The organism is Nitrospina watsonii, assembly GCF_946900835.1.
GTDB classification, from domain to species: Bacteria; Nitrospinota; Nitrospinia; order Nitrospinales; family Nitrospinaceae; genus Nitrospina; species Nitrospina watsonii.
Genome location: NZ_OX336137.1, coordinates 2058925 through 2085329, shown reverse-complemented (window position 1 = coordinate 2085329; position 26405 = coordinate 2058925). Strand labels below are relative to the sequence as shown.

Annotated in this window: 21 protein-coding genes; 13 read left to right on the top strand and 8 right to left on the bottom strand. The window is 57.2% G+C overall.

Annotated elements, in window-relative coordinates; translation table 11 throughout:
* Nucleotide 1 precedes the first annotated feature (1 nt).
* From QML71_RS09625 to QML71_RS09615, 3 genes are all read right to left on the bottom strand, one after another.
* On the bottom strand, nt 2-1222 hold the full coding sequence (locus QML71_RS09625) for a transporter (protein ID WP_282011708.1): 1221 nt from the start codon (nt 1220-1222) through the stop codon (nt 2-4).
* A gap of 616 nt (nt 1223-1838) precedes the next feature.
* On the bottom strand, nt 1839-2462 hold the full coding sequence (locus QML71_RS09620; protein ID WP_282011707.1) for an HAD family hydrolase: 624 nt from the start codon (nt 2460-2462) through the stop codon (nt 1839-1841).
* The gene (locus QML71_RS09615; RefSeq protein WP_282011706.1) at nt 2459-3325 is read right to left on the bottom strand and encodes an SDR family oxidoreductase; all 867 of its coding nucleotides are present in this window, start codon (nt 3323-3325) and stop codon (nt 2459-2461) included. The genes QML71_RS09620 and QML71_RS09615 overlap by 4 nt, the downstream gene beginning before the upstream one ends.
* Before the next feature lie 220 nt (nt 3326-3545).
* Here QML71_RS09615 and QML71_RS09610 point away from each other — a divergent pair, with 220 nt between their 5' ends.
* The 4 genes from QML71_RS09610 (at nt 3546) to QML71_RS09595 (ending at nt 7343) form a co-directional block, all read left to right on the top strand.
* The gene (locus QML71_RS09610) at nt 3546-4286 is read left to right on the top strand and encodes a DUF4124 domain-containing protein (protein WP_282011705.1); all 741 of its coding nucleotides are present in this window, start codon (nt 3546-3548) and stop codon (nt 4284-4286) included.
* Nucleotides 4287-4700: 414 nt separating this feature from the next.
* Nucleotides 4701-5132 (top strand): type IV pilus modification PilV family protein, encoded by a 432-nt coding sequence (locus tag QML71_RS09605; RefSeq protein ID WP_282011704.1) that lies wholly within the window; start codon nt 4701-4703, stop codon nt 5130-5132.
* A 6-nt stretch (nt 5133-5138) separates the two neighbouring features.
* Complete coding sequence (locus tag QML71_RS09600; protein ID WP_282011703.1) at nt 5139-5969, top strand: PilW family protein; 831 nt, start codon at nt 5139-5141, stop codon at nt 5967-5969.
* Nucleotides 5970-6035: 66 nt separating this feature from the next.
* On the top strand, nt 6036-7343 hold the full coding sequence (locus QML71_RS09595; RefSeq protein ID WP_282011702.1) for a pilus assembly PilX family protein: 1308 nt from the start codon (nt 6036-6038) through the stop codon (nt 7341-7343).
* Between the two features lie 76 nt (nt 7344-7419).
* Here the strand turns inward: QML71_RS09595 and QML71_RS09590 are convergent, their stop codons facing one another.
* Together QML71_RS09590 and QML71_RS09585 are read right to left on the bottom strand one after the other, a co-directional pair.
* Complete coding sequence (locus tag QML71_RS09590) at nt 7420-8061, bottom strand: GspH/FimT family pseudopilin (protein ID WP_282011701.1); 642 nt, start codon at nt 8059-8061, stop codon at nt 7420-7422.
* A 175-nt stretch (nt 8062-8236) separates the two neighbouring features.
* Complete coding sequence (locus QML71_RS09585) at nt 8237-8767, bottom strand: glycine cleavage system transcriptional repressor (protein ID WP_282011700.1); 531 nt, start codon at nt 8765-8767, stop codon at nt 8237-8239.
* A 229-nt stretch (nt 8768-8996) separates the two neighbouring features.
* Here QML71_RS09585 and QML71_RS09580 point away from each other — a divergent pair, with 229 nt between their 5' ends.
* Nucleotides 8997-9611 carry a hypothetical protein gene (locus QML71_RS09580; RefSeq protein ID WP_282011699.1) on the top strand — a complete coding sequence of 205 codons (615 nt, stop codon included), beginning with the start codon at nt 8997-8999 and terminating at the stop codon, nt 9609-9611.
* Nucleotides 9598-11781, top strand: coding sequence for an adenylate/guanylate cyclase domain-containing protein (locus QML71_RS09575; RefSeq protein WP_282011698.1), 2184 nt, complete (start codon nt 9598-9600; stop codon nt 11779-11781). Before QML71_RS09580 ends, QML71_RS09575 begins: the two co-directional genes overlap by 14 nt.
* Nucleotides 11782-11794: 13 nt before the next feature.
* Here the strand turns inward: QML71_RS09575 and QML71_RS09570 are convergent, their stop codons facing one another.
* From QML71_RS09570 to QML71_RS09560, 3 genes are all read right to left on the bottom strand, one after another.
* Nucleotides 11795-12826, bottom strand: coding sequence for a hypothetical protein (locus QML71_RS09570; protein ID WP_282011697.1), 1032 nt, complete (start codon nt 12824-12826; stop codon nt 11795-11797).
* 121 nt (nt 12827-12947) lie between these two features.
* Nucleotides 12948-14018: a hypothetical protein gene (locus tag QML71_RS09565; RefSeq protein WP_282011696.1), complete on the bottom strand. Its 1071-nt coding sequence runs from the start codon at nt 14016-14018 to the stop codon at nt 12948-12950.
* 208 nt (nt 14019-14226) lie between these two features.
* Complete coding sequence (locus QML71_RS09560) at nt 14227-16188, bottom strand: aconitate hydratase (RefSeq protein WP_282011695.1); 1962 nt, start codon at nt 16186-16188, stop codon at nt 14227-14229.
* Between the two features lie 256 nt (nt 16189-16444).
* Here QML71_RS09560 and QML71_RS09555 point away from each other — a divergent pair, with 256 nt between their 5' ends.
* The 7 genes from QML71_RS09555 to QML71_RS09525 all read left to right on the top strand — a co-directional run bounded on the left by QML71_RS09555 (nt 16445) and on the right by QML71_RS09525 (nt 26400).
* A complete protein-coding gene (locus QML71_RS09555) occupies nt 16445-16942 on the top strand; it encodes an RNA polymerase sigma factor (RefSeq protein WP_282011694.1) in 498 nt (165 codons plus the stop codon).
* An 80-nt stretch (nt 16943-17022) separates the two neighbouring features.
* Nucleotides 17023-18069, top strand: coding sequence for a FecR family protein (locus QML71_RS09550; RefSeq protein ID WP_282011693.1), 1047 nt, complete (start codon nt 17023-17025; stop codon nt 18067-18069).
* 332 nt (nt 18070-18401) lie between these two features.
* Complete coding sequence (locus QML71_RS09545) at nt 18402-20693, top strand: TonB-dependent siderophore receptor (RefSeq protein WP_282011692.1); 2292 nt, start codon at nt 18402-18404, stop codon at nt 20691-20693.
* 9 nt (nt 20694-20702) lie between these two features.
* Nucleotides 20703-22016 (top strand): PepSY-associated TM helix domain-containing protein, encoded by a 1314-nt coding sequence (locus QML71_RS09540; protein ID WP_282011691.1) that lies wholly within the window; start codon nt 20703-20705, stop codon nt 22014-22016.
* A gap of 197 nt (nt 22017-22213) precedes the next feature.
* Nucleotides 22214-22729, top strand: a complete 516-nt coding sequence (locus tag QML71_RS09535) for a sigma-70 family RNA polymerase sigma factor (RefSeq protein WP_282011690.1) — start codon at nt 22214-22216, stop codon at nt 22727-22729.
* A 135-nt stretch (nt 22730-22864) separates the two neighbouring features.
* Nucleotides 22865-23878, top strand: a complete 1014-nt coding sequence (locus tag QML71_RS09530; protein WP_282011689.1) for a FecR family protein — start codon at nt 22865-22867, stop codon at nt 23876-23878.
* Nucleotides 23879-23988: 110 nt separating this feature from the next.
* Nucleotides 23989-26400 (top strand): TonB-dependent receptor, encoded by a 2412-nt coding sequence (locus QML71_RS09525; protein ID WP_282011688.1) that lies wholly within the window; start codon nt 23989-23991, stop codon nt 26398-26400.
* Nucleotides 26401-26405: the final 5 nt, after the last annotated feature.

The window sequence follows — 26405 nt, the reverse complement described above, 5'->3', positions numbered from 1 at the left end:
CTTAAAATCCGAGTTCTTTGGGTGCGGGCATGCCCCGGTAGCGGCGGCTGTTTGAGGTCGGGATTTCCACATACCATGTAAGCATGAGCCGGTAATCCTCCGCCAACTGCGGTCCACGCAGGTTCTGCGCAACCGGTGCCGACGCTGTGAGTTCCAACACGTGCAACGGAATGGGTTGATACTGGATGCCCGCCGTGATGTTCAGTTTGGTGCCGCCGTAATTGTCCGGGTCGAACAGGGGGCTGGTGAATGGGCCATTGGGGTTGAATCCGACGTGGCCATGTCCCTGCTCTTTAGCCAGACGCGGCTCATCACTGTACTTCCCTTCATAGAATCCGTTCAGCTGGAGATGAACCACCGACTGGGGATGAAACTGGTACATGCCGTACAGGTCCAGCCGCACCTCGTCGCCCTGCCGGTAATCCTGGCTGTTGTCATAGAATCGGCCGGTATAAATCACATTGGCCCCATACCAGAACGGATCACGCGACCCCTGATAGGTGAGTCCGATAATGGGATCGAAGGTGCCGCTGCCCATTTGCATTTTGAAGGGAAGCAGGGTGCCGTTCTGTCCGGCTGCCGGGTTTTCCGTGAATTCCTTTTTGATGCTTCCCGTTGGCAGGGACACACCGAACAACATGGAAAGCTGTTTCGTCGGCGCCAGATGATCGTCCGAATACAGGCGGTACTTGCCGATGAGTTTGAAGTCGCCGATACCGGAGGACTCCATGGTGAAGCCGGATCGGCCGGTGGCCGCCTGAAGCGCCGCGTTGAACCGCATGGGCATGGTGTTGTGCTTGAAACTGCTCATCCCGATCAGCGCGAAATTATCGGTGAACGAGTACGCGCCGCCGAACATGGTCATCCACATGTTCATGGACTCCGGCACCGCCGGAAACTTGCCCATGGCCGGCATGCCGACGAGGTCGGAGGTTTTCACGTCCTTCGTGCCGTCGCGCATGGGGCCCATGCGCATGAACATCTGGCTGATTTTGAAGCGGAACTCCTTCGGTTCCGGAATGCCGCCGCCGAAAATGTTGAGCGGCATGTTGCCGCCGCAGTGCGCGCAACAGAGGCCGATGTAGGCCTGAGCGTTGGCGGGCAAAAACAGGAACAGGGCCAGAATTGCCGCCAGGGCCCGGCGCAGGCTGCGTCGATTGAGGCGAAGTGTGCCGTTGTCTTTTTTTAAAAACGGCAGTCGAAATGTTTGAATGACGGTCATGGTTCGCTTGAGTTCTGGATCGATGAACGATGCCCGGGATGCTGGAGGGAGTGCGTTCGGGCTATTGTTTTCGCTTCTAAAGAAAGCGGGCGGCCCCGAACCGGGAAAACCTCGTTTGCGTGCAACCGGGATTCAAATAAAGGAATCGATCAGAACGATTTGGGAGGCGGGGAAGGTGGGGACGTCTCCCACAAAACGAACAGCGAAGGGGCTTCCGGATGGTAAGCGCCGGGGATGAGAGAGGCCAACCGAACGGCGTCCCGGGACGGACCAAAGGTTTTGAGAATCGGGGTGGACTGTGCCGGTACCGTGCCCTGCGTTTGGCCGCCGCAGTCGAGACCGAGTTCTGTTCGCGGTGACCGGTACGGTTTCTTATGCGGACACCGTTGATTCGCGTGCGCATGTTGGTGGCCATTCAGTTCGCAGTGGGCACTCGTGCCCGATTCGAGGTCGAACGGATTGCCCCCGTGGTGCGTATGACCGGTGTCCGCAGCAGCAAGCGCTGGGACGGCGATGCATCCCGCCAGTAAAAATGTCGTAAAAATAAACCGTTTCACGGCCAATAATCCCGTAAATTCCCTTTTTCCTTCATTTTACGTATTTTCGGGCGCGAAAGTCAAACCCCCGCTCTGGAGTTGGTTTTATTGGTTTTAGAGGTGAGAGTGGAGGCAGGCCGCCAGGCGCGGGCGCACAACTCGGCCAGATAACGCGTGGTGTGGTGGAAGGTATTTTCATCGCCGGGCACCGGCTTCACGTGGATGAAGCGCATGCCGGCGTCGATGGCGCCGCCGTCGGTGATGTAGTTGTCGCCGATCATCACCACCTTTGCCGGGTCGTCGAGCTTCAGGTAGTCGCGCATGGCGGTGTGGAATCCCTCCGGGTCCGGCTTGGGCGGCACGTTGGTCACCACCGGCACGCCTTCGAACTGCTCGAAGCGGTCCTCGAAGGCATTGGTGAACAGGGCCAGTTTCAAGCCCACCGCCTGCATCAATTTGACGTGCGTCACCACGGAATCGGGAAACGTGCGCGTGTGGTGCGGACCCAGCGTGCCGTCGGCGTCCAGCAGCACGCCCTCGATGCCGTCGGCGAGCAGGCCGTCGATGCAGACGTCTTCGAAGCGGGGCACGCGGCGATAGGTTTTCACCCGGTGCGGGGAAAAGGGCAGGGCGAGAAAGCGGGCGACCTTCACCCATTTCAAGCCTTCACGCGGCGACTTGGTGTTGGGGCTGCGGTCATTCATGTGACGAGCCGCACTCCCGTCATCTGGCCGCTGATGTCCCACAACCGGTCCTGAATGGTTTGGTCGTAGGACAACGGCAGCGTGGGCACGGAACGTTTGCGCACGAAGTAGGTGCCGGTGATGTTTTCGACCACCGGCGACGCGGCGAGGTGGATCAAGGTGCGCGCGCCGTTCTGCGGACGGATGTAAAACGGTCGGGCGAATACTTTCGCCAGCTTGTACCAGGCGGGCCCGGCATGACCGAAATTCGTCGCCACCACGCCGGGGTGCATGGCGTTGACGGTGACGCCGGTTCCCTCCAGCAGGCGCGCCAGCTTGTAGGTGAACAGGATGTTGGCCAGTTTCGACTGGGCGTAGGCGGACATCGCCCGGTACCGTTTCTTCTCGAAAAACGGGTCGTCGAAACGGATGGAACCGATCAGGTGGACGATGGACGAGACGTTGATGATGCGCGCCGGCGCGCCCGCTTTCAGCAGGTCGAGCAGGCGCAGCGTCAGCACGTAATGCGCGAGGTGGTTGACGGCGAACGTGGTTTCGTAGCCATCTTCCGTGAGCTGCCGCTTGCCCTGCAGGAGTCCGGCGTTGTTGATGAGTACGTGCAGGGCGCTGTATTTGCCGCGGACCTGTTCGGTCAGCTTCTCCACCTGTTGCAGCGAGGCGAGGTCGGCGATCATCAGCTCAAGGTCCGTATTGCCGGTGCGCTGGCGCAGCGATTCCAACGCCGCCTGTCCCTTTTCCGGATTGCGGCAGACGAGGATCAATCGTGCACCCATGGCCGCCAGCGACCACGCGGTTTCATAACCAATGCCGGAATTGGCCCCGGTGATCAGGCAGGTGCGGTTGCGCATGGTTTCCGAATTCATGGTGTTTCCAGACAATGCAGGACGGTGCCGCTAAACGGGCAAAATAGAGGCCTTCAGTATAAACCAAAGAACGGTCAATTGCATTTCCGGGATTATGGTGATAAGGTGTTCAGTTACAAATAGTTACCGTGTAGGGTGCGGAGCCACCCGGTAGCGCGTGGCAAGTGGATTGAAAATCGGGGGACGGGATGATGCCTTCCTTTTTGGGGAGTAACGGATCGTGAACAAAACCATTCTAAGCTGTTTCAAAAAGTTGGTGCTGCTGGCCGTGTTGTTGCTGGCGGTGGTGCATTCCCCTGCTGAAGCAAAAGTGTTCCGCTGGATCGACGACATGGGCCGGGTGCATTACAGCGATTACCGTTCGGCCATTCCCGTTCAATACCGCGATCAGATCAAATACAAGGTTCCACCCGCCGCCAAGCTGATTGGGGACGCAGAAAGCCAACAACCGAAGTCGCCAGAAGAAAATACAGAGGCTGGAGAGGAAAAACAAAAACTGGCCACCGGGGAAAAATCCGTTTCCGTACCCAAGCCGCCTCAACTAACGCTTGAACCGGAAACCATTAAATTAATGCTTGTGGTCAAGGAATACTTTGATATCCACAAGGAGCAGGTCAAAGGCCATGTAGAAAGCTTCAAATTCGATGAAGTTTTTGGAAAGTATTTCCTCAGGCTGGTCAAAAAGAGGATCCCGGCGGAAAAAAACCTGCTCGAGAGGTTGAAAAACCCCTCTCTCGTTTCGTTAAAAAATGCGCGCAATTTTCTTATCGATACCTTGCGGGAAGATGAGAAGGTGGACGTTAAGGAAAACGGATTTCAGCCGACAATGGACAGCCTGGAATACCGTCTCAAGCAGGAGATCGTCCTCCTCGATGAGCTGATTCCCCAAATCACTGAGGATCTGGTTCGAGCGGGCGTGAACCGGGAACAAATTGAGGCCATGCAGGCGAAAATAGAATAACTCCAGGAAAGTTCTTCAGGGGGTGGTCCTGTATGCCATACCCGGTCCAGGCACCCCTGCCTGGAGGCAGAGCTGAAAATCCCACCGCAGGAAACAAGGCCGGGCCGCAAGCACGAAGTGTGTACAAAATTGAACGTCAACTTGACAATTTTGGGCTGTTCGACGCAAAACCCCAAAAAATATACCTTTCCCGAACAATTCTAACCATTTGGAATGATTAAAGTTAGGAGTGTTTGTTGGGTTTCTGGGGGAATATCTTGAAGCTGGTACGAAATTTGCTGAATTACCGTTAGAAAAAGACGGTGCGGGTTGACCGGGTTGCCTTTAGACTGAATATCTGAGGAACGTTGCGTTCCCAAATCAAAACGGACCTCGCCCTTCAACAGTGCTGATCTTTAAATTGAGGAACTGGACATGAAACCCATTCCAATCGCAATGCATTTGAAAAGAACGGTGCGGGACAAATTTTTGAATAATGAGCAGGGCTTCTCCCTCATCGACATTCTGCTGGCGATCGCCCTTTTGAGTTTTGGATTGTTGGCTTATGGGGCGTTCATGGGTTCCACCGTGGACCGCAACTCGAGCAACGAGTGGGGCAGTATCGCGGCAACCATTGCTGAGGAGCGAATCGAAGCTTTGCGCACCAAGGCACAGAGCACGGTGATCAACAACGCGGATGACGAAACCGATACTCCCGTGGTGGTGTCGAAGGTGACTTTCAACCGGACCACGGATGTGGTCAATGGAGCGGCCGGAAACCTGACCGACATTACGGTGACGGTGACCTGGACGGACAATCTGCCCAGCACGTACACGGTCAGCACACGCCTTCATCAACAACCATAACTTATTATGAAAACTCTCAGACACCATTTGAATAGAATGAACCGGCAGGACGGATTCACCCTGATCGAAATGCTGATCACCATGGCATTGGGTTTGATGATTCTGAGTGCGGTCATCTACACCTTCACCCAGCAGGAAAGGCTGTTGAAGGACCAGAATGCGGATTCGGAAATCCGGGCCCTCGCCCGTTATGCCATGGGTAAGATGGCGGAAGATTTGCGGGCCGCTGGTGCCGGAGTCCCGGCTCTGAGACGGTTCGACTCAGCGGACACCACGGAGTTTTCCTTCCGCACCATTTCCCGCGACTCAACGAACAACCCGCTGGAACCGGGAACCGTGGTATCCGACATAACCTCTGGGGACACGCAGATCAGCCTGGGCAATGTGGACGGACTTCAGGCGGGGCAGACCGTTGCGCTTTACGACATTGAGGACCTGGCGGACACCACCATCAGTGGACACGACATCAGCAAGACCATCAACAATGTCAATACCGGGGCCAAAAAAGTGACCCTGAGTGCAGGGGTGACGGCGAACTATCTGGCATACGACACCATGTTCAATCCGTTCGATGTGATCACCTACACCTACGATGCCGCCAACGACCGCATCACGCGAACGATCAACGGCACCACCAGCACCCTGATCAGCAACGTCACGGCCTTTACGTTCGTTTACAAGGATGTCAACGAAAACGCCCTGGCGGTTCCGGTGAGTGCCAGCAACCTGAATGTCATGCGTAAGGTCGAGATTGCCATTACCGTGCAGGATCCGAAGAAATCGAACGCCAGCATTGACATGAATACGGATATTTATTTCAGGACGACGGGCTTATAGAAAGGATGGGGCGGTTCATTGAATATCCTCCTTTCCTTTCAAACACACAACTTTGAGGTTTGAGTCATGAGACCACAAACTGATATGGAAATTAAAATTTTAAAAGACAATTCCCTGCGCTTTCGCAGTCTGGATAACGAGTCCGGCCTGACCATGGTCATGGTTCTGCTGTTTCTGGTGATGCTGGCGGCCCTGGCTCCCATCGCGGTTCAGAAAACGGTTTTGGATACCAAGATGACCGCCAATTTCAAGACCGACAAGCAATTGTTCTTCATCGCCGATGCCGGCGTGCAGGATGCGATGAACGCCATCTTTACGACCAATTCCAACGATCTGGATGACGAACTGACCACCAACAGCGGCGTCATCCGCAACAACATTGCTTTCGGCGGCGGCAACTACACGGTGACGGTAACGGACAACAACGATGGCGACGGCAATCTCAACGACGACACCGACAACGTGGTGTACCTGACCTCCGTCGGCACGCGCAACGGCGAAACCAAGACCGTACGCATGCTGTTGCGCGCCACGCTGGACACCTGGCTGTCTCCGGGGGCGGTGATCTCCGATGGCACCCTCATGATCAGCGGCAATCCGGATCTCGTCGGCACCGAAGGGAGCGTCCACGCCAACATCAACCTGGAAATCTCCGGTAGCCCGACCATTTCGAAAGACGCGACGGCTTCGGGTAGTCTCTCCATCAGTGGCAGTCCGAGTATTAGCGGGGTGCAGGACGCTGGCGTGGCGAATCTGACCGTGCCCACTGCGGTGCCGCTGGATTACAAGATGGATGCCGATTTCATTCTGGACGCAACCGGGAAGGTTTATTCCACCTCCACCGACCCGCCGACTCTGATCGACGGCGACGGCAGTTGGAATGGTTGGGATTACGTGGGTTCCGGCAGGTGGGTGGTCTCCGGCAGTACGGCCCCGCCCGATGGCATGTATTATGTCGATGGCGATGTGAATATTTCCGGCAATCCGGGAACCACTGCCAACCCCTGGGCCACCTCCATTGTGACGGAAGGGCATATTGAGATTTCCGGTAACCCCGCGTTTTCGAACTACAAAGACCCCAACGCCGCGGAAGGTATTCAGAACCTGCTGTTTGTGGCGGGGACCGACCTGAAGATCAACGGCAATCCCGGGCAGACCTATGAAGGAGTCATGTACGCCGGAGAACAAGCCTCGTTTGCCGGAAACCCGGACGTCAACGGGGTTTTGATGATCCAGAACAATGCAAGTTCCGATGGCCTGGTCAGTGAAAATAACATTTCCGGTAACCCGACGATCACCTACAACGGCAGTCTCAGCACGCCTTTCGCTACCGGCGGTATGGAATTGACCACGCTGGCCTGGCAGGAAATGTAAATCAATCCTGTCATCTCACACGGAAATTCAGCCGGCTGGCAATCTGGGAAAAACCCCGGATCGCCAGCCGGTTTTTTTATTTCCAGGGCGGGGTGTTTTCCGGTGCGTAGCGGGCAATGCGCAGGTGCCCGTAATTGAAAACCTGGATGGCATGCAGATGATCCAGGGGCTCATCACCAGCAGGGTTGGGAGCCAAATAGATCGCACCATCGGTGCTGGCCTGACCTTGATTGGAAAATATCAGCGTGTGCCCTCCCTTGTTCAGGACCACGGCTTCCTGATCCAACGTCTCGCCGCCCCAGATGTCCATAATATCCGTCAAGACCTCCGGCGGGGCAAACTGCAGGGCCTCCGGTAAGGTTTGCTCCGTGAGAACCTCGCCGGGTTCTCCCGTTCCGTTTTTATTCTTGTCCAGATACAGGGTGTAAGCGCGGGCGGCGGGGTCGAACACCACGAGGACATCCCCCCCCGATTTGATGGCACGGGAGCGGGCCTGCGCCAGGATGAAGTAAACTTCCTCCACATCCGATTCCAGTTGGGCCGCGTCCCACCATTTGAAAATCTGTGGAATTCCACCGAAAAGCAGGAGAACTGCGATGACCGCTGCGGTCACCACCTCAACCATCGGCCACGCTTTTTCCGGCGTGTCTTCCGGCTCGGGCGGCGGTGGCGGTCGCCGGGTGGGGGGGCGATTGAGAGGGGATTGACGGGTGGCCATCCGTTGCGTCTCCGGTTGAGAGGAAAAGGTTCTGGTTCTCAAAAAGCCTTAAGACTTTTAATACGGTTGAAATAATTAGAGTTATTCCATTCTAGCAGAAAGAGGGCGAAACGGAAGGGTTTTCCTGCGGTCCCCGGTCAATCAGAGGGAGGGCAGGCGGTTCTCTTACCGGGGATCATTTGATGCTGGGGTTGACCGGGATGAGTTGGATGTTCATCTGCTTTTCCTCGCAGAGGATGTCGAGGGCCTGCTCGACCGGTTCGATGCCGCGTGACAGGGTGCCTTCAATATGCAGATAAAAAACGGGATGGACCGAGCCTGTTTCCTCATCGAAGTTGGAATCGAGATGCAGGATGTTCAGCCCGGCGTCGGCCAGCGCCGTGGTGGCGTCTTCGATGATGCCCTTGCGGTCCTCCGCGTAAATGCTGACGCGGATGTCGGGTTGCCGGTGATGTTCCAGTTTGCCGGGTACGGGATGGACGTTGAAGGTGAGGCCCAGGTTGTCACTGATGGGTTGCACCACGTTCACCAGCTCTTCCTGCCGGCCTTCCCAATGCACCATCATCATGATGGTGAAATTGTCACTGAGCGCGGCCATGGAAGATTCGCCGAGGTTGCACCCGGCTTTGCACAGAGAGGCACTCAATCGGGCGACAATACCCGGCTGGTCTTTCCCAACCATTGAAAGCATGAACCAGTTTTCCATCGATCGTCCCCGTTGGCGGTGAATCAAATCTAAATTATTGTTTCAGAAAACCCATCCCCTGTAAAGCAAAACGCAGTGGCGGCGGCCGGCCTTTGCAGGGTGCCGCGAAAGGGGCAAAATCGGGGATGGGATGAAAAGGCAGTTTTGAATTTACGTGTTTGGCTTTAGAATAAAGAAAGGGTGCGATCATAACACCCTTCATCAAAATGTTCATCCATCAAGAGGGGTTATGAAAACTCATAAACTGGTATCGTTGGGCGTCCTCGCATTGGCGGCGTTGTTTCTGTTTGCCGATAATGCGCTTTCGTCTGATGAAAAGGTCCGTGCCAAAATCGCCATTGAGATCCGCACCGACGATGATTCGGTCTGGGCCCGGAGCCGCGACAACATCACCTCCGAAGACAAATTGCGCATTGTAGTGATTCCCCGTTCCGACCTGCATGTGTACGTGGTGTACTCGAATTTCGGTCAGGCCCAATTGTTGGCGCATGAAGAGGTGTCGGCGGAATCGGTGCTGAAACTGCCTGCAGGCAACAACTTTTTCCAGGTCGATGGCTCCAAACCCCAGGAAGCATTCTGGGTGGTGTGCAGCCTGGAACCGCTGGAAGCGTTTGAGGACGGCTTTGCCAACAACCAGACCTCGCATGACAAGTGGGAAAAACTGGCGGGAAGCCTCTATGAAAAGGGCGGCATGGACATTGCCCAAAAAATGAAGAAACCGATTTCGATGGCCGGGGCGGTGCGGAGCATGGACATGTCCGAAGAGCATTTGAAAGCGGATCTGCTCACGTTTTCCGGAAAATCGGTTCTGATCAAACGCTTCGTGTTTGATGTTGCGAAGTAAAAAGTTTTTAAAACTCATCGTCCTTTTGGATGCAGGGCTGGTATTGCTCATCCTTGCCTTCTGGCTTCTGCGCGGATCGGTCTGGGCCAGTTGGGATTTTCAGGTTCTCGACCGGTTTCACGAGCACGCCATCCAGGAGGGCAAGGGGCCTGAGGCGTCGCCGCGCCTGGTCTATCTACTGATCACGGACGACGCGTACGCGGAGTTTGACAAGAACGCGCTGGACCGGGGCTACCTGTCGCGGGTCAATCGCATCCTGTCCATGCTGCGTCCGGAAGCGGTGGCGTTCGACATCATCTTCGCCCGCGAAGGCGACCCGGCCACCGATAAAAAGTTCGCCCGTTCCATCGCCCGCCTGCGCACCGCCTACCTGCCGATCGCGTTTCGTCTCGCCGACTCCTCCAAGCCGTTCGACTGGCTTCCCGGTAGCGTTTACGCGCAACTGAATTCAAAAATAACCGCATCGTTGCCTGAAACCGGCGAGGCGCAACCGTTTTACGGAGACCAGCCGGTGTTGCAGAACGATCTGTTTGCCGCAAAGGCGCGCGGCACCGGGCACATCAATGCGGAAAACGATTCCGACGGCGTGTACCGTCATTTCCCCCTGCTCATCAAACTGGGCGACCGTTATTTTCCTTCCCTGCCGTTGCAGATGTTTCTGGATTTTGCCGGGGTGCCGTTCGAACACGTGCAGGTTGAATGGGGGCGGGCGTTGACCATCCCCGCTGTCGAGGGCGGCCGCCTCGATGACGCGCGGGTCATCCCCATTGATGAGCGCGGGCAGGTGTACGTGCCGTATGTGAATACCTGGGAACACGATTTCCCGAAAGTTGCGGTCACCCGTCTGCGTGAGCTGTTTGCCGATGAGGACATGCAGGGCAACCTCAGTGAGTTTTTCGGCGGACGTTTTGTCATGCTGGGCGATGTGTCGCACGGCATCAGCGACATCGGCCAGACGCCGCTGGAAGAAAACGTGCCTCTCATCGCCGTGCATGCATCGGTGTTGAACGGGCTGCTGGAAAACCGGTTCTATGACAGGTGGACGGACGGGCAGGTGTTTGCGTGCCTGGGCGCGCTGGCAGTGCTGCTGGGCGGGGCCGCGTGCTTCCGCCAGTTGTGGATTTATTACCTGGTTGGCTTTGGTGGGCTGGCCGGGTTGGGGGCGTTGGCCTGGTGGCAGTTCACCCACGACTCCCTGTTTCCGGTAACGTCTGCAACGGCAGCGTACCTGGTTGTGTTCGTAGGGCTGGTGGTGGGATTGCAGGTGTCGTTGTCCCGTCACGGCGCGTTCATCCGCACCGCTTTTTCGCGTTACGTTCCGGTGCAGGTGGTGGAGCAGTTGCTGGAGAACCCGGATCTGTTGCGTCTGGGGGGAGAGGAACGGGAGGCCACGGTGCTGTTCTCCGATCTGGAAGGCTTCACCACCGTTTCCGAAACCATGCCGCCGCCGCACCTCGCCAAACTGCTGAACGAATACCTGACAGAGATGACGCGCATCATCATCGAGAACGGCGGCATCATCGACAAGTACCTGGGCGATGGCATCATGGCGGAGTTTGGCATTCCACTCGACACGCCCAGCCATGCCGATCACGCAGTGCGGGCGGCGTTGGCCATGCAGACGGCGCTCCGCACCATGAATACCGGCTGGGAAAAACAAGGCCGTGTGCAGGTGAAGTGCCGCATCGGCATCCACACCGGCACCCTCATTGCGGGGAATCTGGGATCGGACCAGGTGTTCGATTACACCGTGATCGGCGACTCGGTCAATCTCGCTGCCCGGCTGGAAGGCGTCAACAAGTTGTATCACACCGAAGTGATCATTTCCGAAAAGACGCGCAGCCTGCTGACGCCGGAGGTGTTCCGCGTGCGGCCGCTCGACATCATCAAAGTGAAAGGTAAAAGCGAGCCGGTGCGGATTTATGAGGTGTATGGTCTGGAAGTGAAACCGATGACTGAAATGGATGCGGACTATTACCGGTTGTACGAGGAAGGCTTCCGCGCATACCTCAACCGGGAGTTCGCCACCGCCGCCGGGCTTTTCAACCAGAGCTTGCAGATACGCCCGGGGGACGCCCCCAGCCTGAACATGCTCCACTGCATGAACCGCCTGAATCCGGAGGACCTGCCCAAAGACTGGGACGGCTCCACCGCCCTCGACTTCAAGTAGAACCAAAACATTTTCAGAAAAATTTCATCAGGTCGTCATAAATCGTAATCAGGTACACGGCGCAGCCGATGCTGAGTGCGGGCCCGCCGAACAGTTTCAGCCGGGTGTGCAGGGTGAGGTGACCCAGCACATCGGCTTCATGGTGTGTGCTGATGAGGAACAGCGACGGCGGCGCGTGTTTGAAAATCATCTTGGTTTTCGAGTACAGTTTTTTAAACTGTTCTTCATTGTATTTATCCGTCATGCGCTGGCCGATCACTTTCGCGCCCCATTCCAGTTCGTCGGGATTCAGCACGCCGTCTTCATCGCGGTCGAAACGTTGTTTCAGCTTGGGGTGCTTGATTATCAGCTTCTTGGCTTTGAGAAACGTTTTGAAATCGAGTTTGCGTTGCGCCGCGAGTTTCAGGCCGGAATCGGCGAATCCCAGGATGTAAACCTCCTCCCCGGCCATGAACCGTTTTTCCGTCACGCGGTATTTGCCGGATGTGTTGTCCACGTCATCGACCCCGAAGGTTTTCAGTTCTTTCAGGTTTTGGACGACAACCTGCTTCAGGCGTTGTTTGACTTCGCCGCGCAGATAACGGTCGAGGTGTTGTACAAAACCTTTTCCCTTTTGGATGATCTGTGCGCCTTCGGCGAAGACCAGTGCGGTGGCACCGCTGCCGTCGTCCACATAAAAGCCTTCGTCGGAGTGGAGGGTGTCGATTTTAATCCAGTGCGATGAGTTGCGGCTGCGCGTGAGTTTTTCGATTTCCAGGACATAAAAAACGCAGGCGTCGCCGCTGAGCGGTGCGGTCAGCAGGCGGTTCTCATCGCAGAGGATGGTCCCGCAAATTTCGACATCGGTGCCGACGGCCCCGGTCGCAATACGGGACGTGGGGATGTCCTCCACCGTGCGTTTGGTTTTGAGATCGCGGAAACCTTTAAAGAAAAAAAATATCCCCGCGAAAAAACCCATCACCGTATAGATCACAAGGTCCAGCTCGACCCGGACGTTGCCGGAAGCCTCGGCCGCGAAAACAGGGACCAGATGAATCGAATGCATGCGTTCTCTCCGGTTGCATACTGTTTTATCAGGATAACGGCTTACGTTTGAATTTGAAGCGCTTTATGCACAAACGGTGGTGAGAAAAAATGTCAGTGTTGTGGGCGGGTTGGGGGTCGGGTCAGGGAGCGGGTTCGAAGCGGGCAATCCAGGCGTCGGCTTTTTGCTTTTTCGAGGCGCTGAGCTTGGGAGTGATGAAGTCGAGGCTGCGCTGCGCATCCCGGTTGCCCTGGGCCGCGGCGAGTTTGTACCACTGGTAAGCCTGCGCGATATCCTTTTTCACCACATCGCCGTTTTCGTACATCATGGCCAGGTTCATCTGCGCCAGAGGGTGGCCCCGTTCCGCAGCGGTCTTCAAGTAGCCGTGGGCTTTCTTGTCATCGATCTTGACGCTTTTCCCATGATAATATATATCGCCCAGATGGGCCTGTGAGTCCAGGTGCCCCTGATCCGCGGCGCGAGTGAACCATTGCCGCGCTTTATTGAGGTCTTTTTCGGTACCCACGCCTTCCATGTAAGCCATGGCAGCATAATATTGCCCCAATACGTATCCGCCGTCCCCCGACTTTTCGAACCACTTCAGTGCCGTGCTGGTGTTCCGCTGGAATCCACCGGTGCCGTTTTTGTGATACCAGCCGATCTCAAACAGCGCCCAAGGTTGGTTTTGTTGCGCGGCTTTCTGAAACCATTCGACGGCAGTCGCCGTATTCCGCGCCACACCGCGTCCGTTCTGGTACAGGTCCGCGACGTACCACATGGCCTCGGCATTGCCCCGGTTGGCGAGGACTTTGAAATGCGCCATGGCGGTTTTGAAATCTCCCAGGGTGTAGGCGTTGACTGCCTGGTCGTAGTTCGCTTTCGGCTTGAATGGATTCGGCAGGTAGTCGAGGAAAACGCCGATGCCTGCGGCGGCGACCAGCAACACCACAAGAATGATGAACGCGGATTTGTTTCTCTTTGCGATGGGTTTCGGTTTGCCGGCAGCGGTGGAATGCTGGGGCGTTCCTTTTTTCGAAGCCTGTTGCGGCGGCGGTTTCTGCGGCGGAGATCCGGGGCGTTTTTGCGGCGATGGATTCTGTGACGGATTGCCCCCCGCAGCGGGTTGGACCGGTTTCCCGCTGGCAGGACGCGGCGCACCGGGCTTGGGATTCGGGTTCGCGCGTTGCTTGTTCTGATCGGGCTCTTTGGGCATGACTCCCCCCTCCTCCTCGGTGAGAATTTCCGAAAATGAGTCCCTCAAAAAACCGCAATCAGTATATCGGATTGCGAACAATTTGCAAAAAAAGACTTAAAAATCAATGACTCAGCGCCAACCGTCCTCTGTATACGGCACCGGCCGACGCTTCCAGCGCCGGGGAGAGTTCTATTGAATTTCCATCTCTTGCGTGATGGGCGGGAGGCTACGGACGGCGGGCTGTCTGCTTTTTAAAAAGATTGATAAGGCTTCCGGCCAGAACGGCTTCCAGGTTGCGATGCGACAAGCCGTGTTCCACTTCCATGCGCCTCCCCGTCTCGCCGTTGACGGTTAGGAGGAGGGGGCGGGTCTGTTTCAGTGCGTGGTGCAGCCCGGTCAGGTGGAGCACATCGCCGGTTTGAAGGGAGTCGAGGTCTTGCGGATTTTTAAAGGTCAACGGCAGAACGCCGTAGTTGATGAGGTTCTGCCTGTGGATGCGCGCGAAACTGGTTGCGGCGACCACACGCAACCCCAGGTAGCGCGGAGCCAGCGCGGCGTGTTCGCGGCTCGATCCCTGACCGTAGTTGTCTCCGGCGACCACGGCATGCCCGTTGGACTCTTTCAGTTCCTTTGCGCGTTGCGGAAAATCCGGGTCGAGGGGGGTGAATGCGAATTTCGAAATTTCCGGAATGTTGCTGCGGAACGGCAGCACTTTGTTGCCCGCCGGAAGGATTTCATCGGTGGACACGTTGTCGCCCGCTTTGAGCAGGACCGGCAGGGTCAATGTGTCCGGCAACGGCTTCAGCTCCGGCAGCGACTTGATATTGGGTCCCTTGACCAACCCGAGCGCCTTCGCCTGTTCTGAATCGAGAGGCGCTTCCAGCAGATCGCGATGGATGGCGGGGTTGGCGGGTTCATCGACGTTCGGGCATTCCATCTTAAGCGTGCGCGGGTCGGTGATGACGCCGGTGATGGCCGAGGCCGTTGCGGTTTCGGGACTACACAAAAAGACGCTGTCTTCCTTCGTTCCGGACCGGCCCGGAAAATTGCGCGGCACGGTGCGCAGGCTGTTGCGTCCGGTCGCTGGAGCCTGCCCCATGCCGATGCAGCCGTTGCACCCGGCCTGATGGATGCGCGTTCCAGCGTGGATGAAATGGTTCAGCAACCCTTCCCGTGTGAGGTCTTCCAGCAACTCACGCGATGTCGGGTTGACGTCGAACGACACGCCGGGATGAACGCGGTGGCCTTCCAGCATTTTTGAGGCGATGACAAAATCGCGAAAGGCCGGGTTGGCCGACGAACCGATGTAAGCCTGATAGATGTCTTCCCCCGCCACCTCGCTGACGGGCACCACATTGCCGGGACTGGTGGGTTTTGCGATCATCGGTTCCAACTGCGAAAGGTCGATATGGTCGTGGTCGTCGTAATCGGCCCCGGAATCGGCGGTGAGTTCCCGAAAGTCTTCGCCGCGTCCGTAGCGATTGAGAAAATCACGCACCGCGCGGTCCGCCGGAAATACCGTGGTGGTGGCGCCCAGCTCCGCGCCCATGTTGGCAATGACGTGGCGGTCCATCGCGCTCAGGTGTTCGAGACCGGGTCCGTGGTATTCGATGATGCGGTTCAACCCGCCTTTGACCCCATGACGGCGCAGCATTTCCAGGATCACGTCTTTGGCGCTGACCCACTTCGGCAGGCGGCCGGTGAGCTCCACCCCCCAGACGCGCGGCATTTTCAGATGCAACGGTTCGCCCACCATGGCGAGCGCCACGTCCAGCCCGCCGCAACCGATCGCCAGCATGCCCAGCGACCCGGCGGCGCAGGTGTGGCTGTCTGAACCCGCGAGGGTTTTTCCCGGCTTGCCGAAGTGCATCATGTGCACAGGGTGGCTGACGCCGTGTCCCGGCGGACTGTACCAGATGCCGTAACGCCGGCAGGCGCTGCGCAGAAACAAATGGTCGTCCGGGTTTTTATTGTCGGATTGAATGAGGTTGTGATCGACGTACTGCACCGATACTTCGGTCTGCACGCGATTGGGATTCATGGCTTCCACCGCCAGCATGACCAGCGTTCCGGTGGCGTCCTGCGTCAGGGTTTGATCGATATGAAGCGCGATGTTTTCATCGGGGGTCAGACTGCCCAAAGTGAGGTGGGCGTCGATGAGTTGTTGCGTGACGTTTTTCGCGGGCATCAAGTCCTCCTGGGGGTGAGGAAGTCTTTATTTCATTGTAGTACGTAGCCGGTGGGGACCTTCAACCCACTTTCCCGGTAGAAAAATCCAAAATTCGATTTTTCATGGAAAAAAGAGGGAAATTGTTGAAAATGATTTTCATTATTAATATAGTAGGCCTTCTTAAAGAATTTTTTCCCAAGGGGGGAGGGGTGCCCTGCCTGGAGCGAGTGAAACAATGCATGGAGGAATTCATCGTGGCGAGGGCAAGCAATTCATGAATGCCAGACTGGAGGAACTGTTCCTGGCCCATCAAAAAGAATTGAAACGCTTTTTGAATGCCAAAGTGCGATGCGCCGACACCGCCGATGACCTGATTCAGGAGACGTTCCTGCGCGTGGCTCAAATCCCTTCCAGCGTCACCATTGAAAATGCCCGTTCTTACTTGTATCGCACGGCGTCCAACCTGGCGATCGATCATTTCCGAACCGAGCGCCGCCGGCAGACGCATCCCACCGAAACGGAAAGTTTGTGGAACATTCCCGACACCACGGCTCCGGTGGAGCACTCCATTGAAGGCCGGAAAAAGCTTGCTGTATTGAAAGAGGCCTTGGATGAGTTGCCGCTCCTCACGCAGAAAATTTTTCATTTGCACCGGATGGAGGGCCGTACTTATGCTGACGTGGCCCGTCTGTTGAAGGTTTCGGAAAGCACGGTCCAGAAACACCTTGCCAAAGCCTTGTATCACGCGATGCAGGCCTTGAAATCACTTTGATTCGATTTCCGGATATTGCCAAACGGCCCCTCGCACGTCTAATATATGAAAACCACAAGAGCCCCCGTTGAGGTGAGGGTGTGAAGGAACCAAAAACCAGACAGGAAATCGAAAGCCGTGCGGCCTGGTGGATCGTCCGCATGCGCTCGCCCGACTTTTCGCCGAACGAGCGGGAGGAGTTGATGGCGTGGCGCCGGCATCCGGATCATGAAAAAGCGTTTCGGCTGGCGCTCGACACGTGGGGGCAGTTGGGGAAGGCGGCCCAGGCACCTCGGCGGAAGACGACTGCCACCCGCCAACCGAATCTCCATGCAACGCTTCAAACTCCACCTGCCCGTTCTCCAGCGGTGAATGGATGGGCGCATGCCGGGAGCCGGAGCGGAAAGAAAGCGGGATGGCTGGGCTACGCCGCCGCGGCGGCTTTGTTGCTGGTGGCGATGTGGCCAGGATTGCAGGCGGCCAATCCGTTTCCGATGGATCGCGCCGACCACCGCACATCCTACGGTGAAATCCGCGCCGTAACCCTCCCCGATGGCAGCCGGGTGCGGTTGAACACGCGCACGGTCATTGCCCTGCGGTTTTCCGATTCTGAACGGCGGGTCGAATTGCTGGAAGGCGAAGCGGATTTCACCGTGGTTGCGGAACCGGACCGCAAGCGTCCGTTCATCGTCGAAGCGGGGCAGGGCCAGGCGCGGGCGCTGGGCACGCGGTTTGTCGTGCGCCGCGTTGGGGAGTCGCTCCAGTTCACCGCCCTTCATCATTCCATCGAAGTGACCACGCCCTCCGTGGATGCGAAGGAACCAGAGCGGGTGGTTCTGCACCCGGGTGAAGTGGTTCATGTTGACCCCATGGCCCATCTCAGCCCCGTTGAAAAACCCAGCCAGCGGGAGATCGTGCCTTGGGAGCGCGGACGCCTGGTGTTCGACCGCGTGCCGTTTTCGCAGGTGATCGATGAAATCAACCGCTACCGCGTGGAGCGCATCGTCATCACCAACGATGACCTGGCAAAACGCCGCGTGAGCGCCGTGTTTCACCTCGACGATCTCGACCACGTCATCGACATGGCCGCGGAAGAACTGCAGGCCACCGTCGTCCCCGTCCCGCCCTATTACACGCTCCTGTATTGAAAACAGGTAAGCTTTTCTGACCTCCCCACCTCCCGGCTCGGAAGTTTCAGGCCAAAACCTTTTTCCCCTGAATTGAAAAAAAATTACCGTCTTTTTTACCCTGAGACGTCTTTACTTCATTGACAGAAGGAACCATCGACGATGCAGGAGATGCACAAGCGATCCTGCACGTTTGTTCTTGCGAGGAGAAAGGCGAAATCATGACAGGGAAAATTCATTCGAGAAAGCAGGCCCCGCGCTCGGTGTGGAGTGGGCACGCGCTGATATTAATAGCCGCTTCATTTTTTTTGCTCCCCGGGTGGGGCCACGCGGAGGAACCCATCCGGGTAGAGATGAAACCGTTCCAGGTGGCGCAATCCGGGGACCCGATGGAATTTGACATACAGGCGCAGGACCTCAACGCGGCGCTTTTGGAATACGCAGACCGCACCGGAATTCAGATCATGTATGAATCGTCTTCCGTGGCAGGCATGCGCTCATCCGGCGTGCAGGGAACGTACACACCGGAAGAGGCTTTGAAGAGAATATTGAAGGGGACGGGAATAAAGCACAAATTCGTGGACAACACCCGGGTCACGCTCGTGGGTGCGGAACGGGTGATGGAACTGTCGCCCATCGACGTGATCGCCGACGACTACGTGGGCCTGTACATGAGTGAGCGCGCCATTTCCGCCACGCGCACCGGCGTGGAGAACAAGGACATCCCGCAGAAAATCGAAGTGTACAACCGCAATATGCTGGACGACACCCGCTCCAACAACGTCGGCGAGGTGCTTCGGTTTTCTCCCGGCGCCGTCAGTGACGGCGGCAGTTTCGGAGCCTTCGCCGACAATTTTAATTTTCGCGGGTTCTCCGCCGCCAGCAATATGATGGTCAACGGCTTGCGCGGCGGCACGCGCATGATCACCGCCCGGGACACGTCCAACGTCGAACGCGTGGAAATCCTGAAAGGCCCTTCCTCGGTCATGTACGGGCAAATGCAGCCCAGCGCCGTGGTCAATGTGGTCACCAAACAGCCTCTTGATTTCTTCCATGCGGAGGGCGGCTTTCAACTGGGGTCGTTCGATTCCTACCGGCTGACCACGGACGTCGGCGGTCCCATCTCCGACGACAAGAGAATCAAATACCGGCTCAACGTTGCTTACGAAGACCGGGAATCGTTCATCCGCTTCTGGGACCGGGAGCACATATTCATCGCGCCCGTCGTCACCATGGATTTGAATGAGGACACCAAATGGACGGTGGAAGGGACTTATTCCGCGGACGATTGGTCCAACTTTTACAACGGCCAACCGGCCAGCGGGCTTCTGACCCCGAATCCCAACGGGAAGTACGATCCTTCCATCAGCATCGGCGAACCCAATTTCGGCGGTACCTCCCGAAGCAACATCAGCGTCATGTCCCGCCTGGAACACCGCTTCAGCGACTGGTTGATCGGACGATTCAATTTTTCATGGATGCAGACCAAGCGAAACTTTGAGGAAGTGTTTCCCGACGGCCTGCAGGCGGACGGCAGGACGTTGAACCGGGAATTCTTTGTCAGCCCCGGCGACACGAGCCAGGACTTCTTCTTCCTTCTGGATGTGAATGCCACCTTCGACACCGGCAGCCTCGCCCACGAAGTCGTGGTGGGCGCCGATTTCAGGAACAATCACGGCGATTTTCACACCAACTTTGCCGCCATGGGGACCCTCGACATTTTCAATCCGGTTTACAATGTGTCCTCCAAGCCCAGTCTGGTGCCGCGAACCTTCATTCAAGACATCAAGACCCTGGGCTTTTTTCTCCAGGATCGCATCACCGTATTTGAAAACCTGAAATTGCTGGGTGGGTTCCGCTATGCGTACTCGGATCTCGACAGTGAATTCGCCGCCGCAGGCGGTCCGTTGGTTCCCTTCAGCCGCACCGACGACGCGTTCACCACCCAGTTTGGCGCGGTGTATCAACCGTGGGAAACCGTCTCCGTATTCTTCAACCGGACGGAGTCGTTCGTTCCACAGGATGGATCGACCGCAGGCGGCACCCCGTTTGCCCCGGAAAGTGGTGAGCAGTACGAAGGTGGTTTCAAGGTCGATTTTCTCGACGGCCGGGCCAACGCCACCCTCAGTTACTTTCACATCACCCAGTCCAACATGGCGACCAATGACCCCAACAATCCGGGATTTGATATCGCCGTCGGTGAATCGCAAAGCCAGGGCGTCGAGCTTTCGGTGCAGGCGGAACCCGTTCCGGGCTGGAATCTCCTGACTTCCTACGGATTTACGGAAACGGAAGTCACCAAAGACAACAGCGGTTTGCAGGGAAACACGTTTCGCAACGTGCCTTCGCACACCTTCGCTCTGCAGTCGCGTTACGATTTTCAGACCGCGCCCTGGGACAAGTTCAGCGTCAACGGCAGCGTCCAGCACGTCAGCACCCGGTTTGCCAACGCGAACAATACCTTTCGTCTTCCCGGTTATGTCCGGGTGGATGTGGGTGGCATGTACCGGCCGACGGACAAACTGGATGTCGGGTTCTTTGTGGAAAACCTGTTCGACGAACAAATCTTTGCCAGTGGGTTCCGGCAGAACGTTTTCCTCCAAAACCCACGCACCTTTCAAGGCGTTGTGCGGTTCCGTTACTGATCGGAATTCATGGCTACATTCAATCGTACAAGCTCCTCCAGAGGGCCCTCTCCGGATAAACGGCACGGCAAGCCGTCAACCGGCGAGGGCTCCGCGGGGAAGCCGCGGTCCTTCCTCCTCCATTCCCTGCTGGGTCTGAACCTTTCTTTTCTCGTTCTGTTTGTCGTCTTCACGGGAACCGTCGCCACAGTGAGTCACGAAATCGATTGGTTGATCGATTCCCGCATTCGCGCCACTCCTTTTCACGGCCCGCTCCCCTGGGAACGCATGGCCGAATCCGTGCAGTCCCGGTTCCCCAACAGCCGCCTCTCCGGGGCAGAGGCCGGACCGGATGAATTGATTCCTTGGATGAGCCTGCCGTTCGCTGCGCGGTTTCATATCGCACATCCGGACGGCACAGAGCAGACCGTGTTCATCGATCCGGCATCCCTGCAAATCACCGGCGTCCGAAGCGGCATCGATTTTCCCTACTTCATGCGGCAACTCCACTACTGTATGTTTCTGTATCCCCAGGCGTTTTTCCTGGTATCCATCGTTTCTTTTCTTCTCATAGGATCCCTCATAACCGGACTGGCGATTCACAAAAAATTCTGGTCAGGCTTCTTTCAATGGCCCCGGCGGAAGAAAGGCATCCGAATTTTTCTGGGCGATCTCCATCGGCTTGTGGCCGTGTGGAGCACCTGGTTCATCCTTGTGATGGCTCTGACCGGTGTCTGGTATTTTGCGGAAGAGTTGCTTTGGCGGGCGGGAGTGCCTCTCTATGACGATGACTCCCCCCAGTTGTCTGAAAACGATCTCCGAAACCGGGGGCCGGAAGCCGAAGTCGCCATGTCCCTGGAAACCCTGTTAGACCATGCGCGGAAAGCGATGCCCGGTTTGCAGGTGCGGAGCGTTTTCTGGGGTTCGCCACCGCTTGGGGCCGTGCATGTTTCCGGTCAGACCGGAGCGTGGTGGACGCGCGACCGCGCCAGCCAGGTGTCTCTCAATCCTTATACGGGCGCTGTTCTGCGAGTCCGCCGTGCGGAGAACCTGAACGCCTTCTGGCGGTTTTCCCATATGGCCGATCCCATTCATTTCGGCAGCCTGGGCGGTTTGCCGACAAAACTGATCTGGTTTGTTTGCGGCCTTGGCCTGTGCACACTGGCCATCACCGGAGTTTTGGTTTTTACAAAACGGGCGGAACACGCCGTGCGGGAATGGAGCGGGGCGCACCGGTCCGCTCCCCCCTGGCTCTGGTGGTTGGGTTCCTGGAAATGGATCAATGTGGCGATCTTGTTCGTCCCGGTCGTCGCGTTTGCCTGGAATGCATTATTTCAAAATTGACCCAACTGACGTGTGGTGAACACCTTCCCTGGACAAATAGGCTTGACAATAAAATAATAATGATTATCATTATTATTTTCAATGTTGCGCCACGCCCTTGAAGGCTTTGCGAGGGTGCCGAAGGGCCTCGCTCAGTCCAGCAGAGGCCGGACCAGCCTCCATTCTACGTGCAATTGCGGGAAGGTTTCTTTGACACCATGTCCCACCACACCGACTCAATCCTGCTCGCAACGCTGATTACCTACTATGATGACTTAAAGGCGTTTCTGACCCGCAAATACGGTTGCCGGTTGCTGGCTGAAGAGGTGGTGCAGGAAACCTGCCTGCGGGTGAACCAGCTCACTCATCCGGTGGCGTTGGACCATCCGCGTGCCTACCTGTTCAAAATGGCGGCCAACCTGGCCGTCGATCATCTCCGTTCGGAAAAGAGACGCACACGGTACATCAGTGCGGAGGCGGTGACGGAAAATGTTTCGAATGGAATGCCCTTGCCCGAAACCGTGATCGACTACCAACAGCGCCTGGCAATCCTGCAAAAAGCGATTGAGGAGTTGCCGCCGCGTTGCCGGGAAGTGTTCATGCTCCACAAATTCGAGGGGTTGAGCCATCTGGAGATTGCCCACCGTTTGAAGATTTCCCGAAACATGGTGGAAAAACATGTTATTCGTGGCCTCGCTCATTGCCGGGATCGTTTGCGGCAGACGTTTCAGTAAATAAATGAGGGTAGGGTATCGCGCAGGCGATTTCGTCTCAGGTATAATGAGACACAAAGCCATCGGCATTTGGCGTTGTTATTTATTGGAACCGATTATGAATCTTTTATCACTCAATGGGTGGGTGCGGCCGGCATGACTCGCGATTCCCAAGGCGAACACGAAACCGTGTCCGATGAAGCCGTCGCCTGGTTTGCCCGGCTGCGGTCCGGCGATGCCACGCAAGAGACACGCCGTCAGTTTGAAGACTGGCGCGCACAAAGCCCTCTTCATGCGCGTGAGTTCGACCGGGTCAGCGCGTGCTGGACCGACCTGGATGGTCTTCAGGCGTGGGCGGATCGGAGACTTGCTGGGAATAAAAACGCCGGGCGGATTCCTGTCCATCTCCAGGGCGGGACACGAAAGCGTGCCGCGGCGCGGTGGGCGGCATCGTTGGCCGCTGTGTTGTTGATCCTGCTGGGCGCGAATTTCTGGTTGCTGGATGCCTGGGTGCGGCTCGCCAGCGATCACCACACGGAAACCGGGGAACAGAATACGTTTAACCTGGCCGATGGTTCGACGGTCTATCTGGATACCGGCTCCGCCCTGTCCGTCGATTTTTCGCCCGAAACAAGGCGGCTGGAACTGCACCGGGGCCGTGCCCTGTTTGTGGTTGCGGCGGACAAGGACCGGCCGTTCGAGGTGGTTGCCGGCCACGGCACCGTCCAGGCGCTGGGCACAGCGTTTGAGGTACACAGGAAACCGGATAGAGTGGTGGTGACCGTGCTCGAGAGCAAAGTGCGGGTTATCCGTGACACATCGGTGGCGAAGCTGGTTCCCGGACAACAGATTCATTTTGGTCCCGATACCGGCCTGTCCGGAGTCGAATCGGTGGATCGCGGAAAGATCGCCATCTGGCGGCGCGGTAAACTGGCGTTCAACGATCAGACGCTGGGGGAAGTGATTGAAGAGGTCAACCGCTACCGCAAAGGTGCCATCCTCATTCTCGATGACCAACTGCGTGCATCGAGGGTCAGTGGCATTTTCGATATCCACGAACCCGACGCGGTGCTCCAGGCATTGGAAGACACCCTGCCGATCCGCATTCACCGGTGGACCCGCTATCTGACCCTGCTGGATCGCACCGAAACCCCCGTTCCCGTCAACTAATACACCTCCCTAAAAAAAAGTACCGTTCCCATGTCAGGGCGGCACCCCCTTTTATCGTTCTATAAACAGTACACCTCCACATTTTTTTCACCGTGAACTGGAATGGAACGATGAATGAACTCGCTGGTTTCAATCAATATTTGATGGGTTGGACCTTGCCCCGGGCAAAACGGGTGTCCGGGCTTTTTCTTACGGTACTGGTGCTGACCGCAACGCCGGTCGCCTACGCACAGGAAACTCCCACTATTTCCGGGTCCGGCCCGGAGGTCGCGCAATTGGTTGAAAGCGGGCCGTTGCGGTTCGATATTCCGCCGCAGGACCTGGCCTCCGCGCTCTCCAGCTTTGGCGAGACCGCCGACCTCCAGGTTCTGTATGACGCGGCGTTGACCCGGGGGCTGACCACGGAGGGGGTGTCCGGAACCTATACCCCCGAACAGGCTTTAAGGAAATTACTGGAAGGTACGGATCTCACTTACACCTTTACCAATGCGAACACGGTGACATTGAAATCGGCTTCCGCGAAAACCAAAAAAATCTCCAAGCTGAAGCAGGTCACCGTGCTGGGCACGCGCCGCCAGAAAGTGGAGTTGTCCAATGTACCGGTTTCGATTTCCGTGGTGGAGCAGGAGCAGGTTCTTGAGGAACTGGGGACGGCGAACCAGACGGAGGACATCCTGACCCGGCGCGTGCCGGGATTCAATCCCACCAACAACGGCGTGCGCAACATCCGGGGGCGCACGGCGCAGGTGTTCATCAACGGCGTGCCGGTCAACGAACAGCTTCGGGCCAGCGTCGGCTCGGACATCAACCTGGTTCACCCCGATCAGTTGGGCGGCGTGGAAGTCAGCCGCGGCGCGAGTGCGCCTTATGGATTCGGTTCGCCGGGCGGTATCATTGCCTTGAGCACCCAGCAGGCGCAATCAGAAAAACTGACCCTCAACTCCCGCATCCGCGGCAGTTTCAATCCGTACAAAACCGACCGCAGTTACACCACCAGCACGTACCACAGCGCGTCGCAGATCGTGGGCAAGTTCGACTACCACGTTGGCGGACTTTTCGAGTACAACGGCGCGCGGATGACGCCGGATGGCGACCTGGCTGCCGCCTTCAGCAGGATCATCAACCGCGTGGGAAAGTTCACTCAAAGCGGGTTCGACGGAAATTTCGGTTATAACCTGGGCGAGGCGGGCGAACTGCGCTTCCGCACGACTTATAACTTCGTCAACCATCAGGATGTTTTCGACCTCCCGTTTCCGGGCGTCGGGGTGTACCGGGGCCGGTTCGCCGTGGCGCAGGAGGAACCGCACGGCGGACGCGCGTTCCGCGAAGCGCTGACCATGAATCTGGCCTACACCAATCCCGATATCTACAACAGTGCGGTGAAGGTGGAGTTTTTCGCCAGCGATACGTTCACGGAAAACTACGCCAGCTCCGGTTCTCCTTCCCCCTTTAACAGGGACCAGATGATCAACGATTACCGCGGAGTGCGTTCCAGCATCACCACGCCTCTCGACATGCTTCTCGATGGCACCAACGTCACCTACGGCCTGGATTATTTATCCAACCGTGTCAAGCGGCAGAGCACGGATCTCGGAACGGGAGCGCACATCGACCACTTCGCGCCGGATGTCACCCTGAATGTGCTGGCTCCCTATGCCCAGTTCGATGTGCCGTTCGGGGATTTCAATTTCACCGCCGGTGTGCGGCATGAACGTTACGGAGGATCGGCGGAGAACAGCCCCGGCTCCGGCGGCATCGTCGGCGGCGACCTTCGGGATTTCGACCTGACCTTGTTCAATGCCGGTGTGGTGTATTTCATCGATGATTACATGAACGCGTTTTTCACCTTCACCCAGGGCGCGGAGATCAGCCAGCTCGGCCGCGCCGCGCGCAGCGCCGGCACGGCGGCGGAGATCGACCCGCAACCCGCCAAGTCGAACCAGTACGAAGTGGGATTCCGCGGCGAATGGGACAACCACCGTCTTTCCCTCGCGGCGTTTTACACCGAGTCTGATTTGTTGAGTGCGTTGTTTTGTCCCGGCACCAGCCCCTGTGTGCCGCTTCGCGAGCCGCGCAAGTTCTGGGGCATCGAAGGCACCGCCGGGTGGGTGCTCAATCCGCAATGGGAGCTGGAAGGCAACTTTGCGTGGATGGACGGTTTGCGTGAGCCCTCCACGGAAACACGGCGCATCTCTTTGAGTGAGGTGCCTCCGCTTCTTGTCAATGGCTTCATTCATTACCGTCCGTTTGCCTGGTGGCGCAACCGGCTTCATCTCTTTTACCGCTCGGCGAGCAATCCGTTTGGTGCGAGCACCGCGTTCGGAGAAGGCCGGTCGGAAAATGTCACGCTGGCCAACTTCATGGCGGAATTCGACGTGGGGCCGGGCCAGTTGCAGGTGGGCGCGACCAATTTGTTCAATGCCACGTACGTGAACCTGACCAGCGAGGCCAGCAACTTCGGCTTCAGCTGGGTCGCCGCCGAGGGCACCCGCGTGTTCACGGCTTATACGTGGAGGTGGTGATCGGA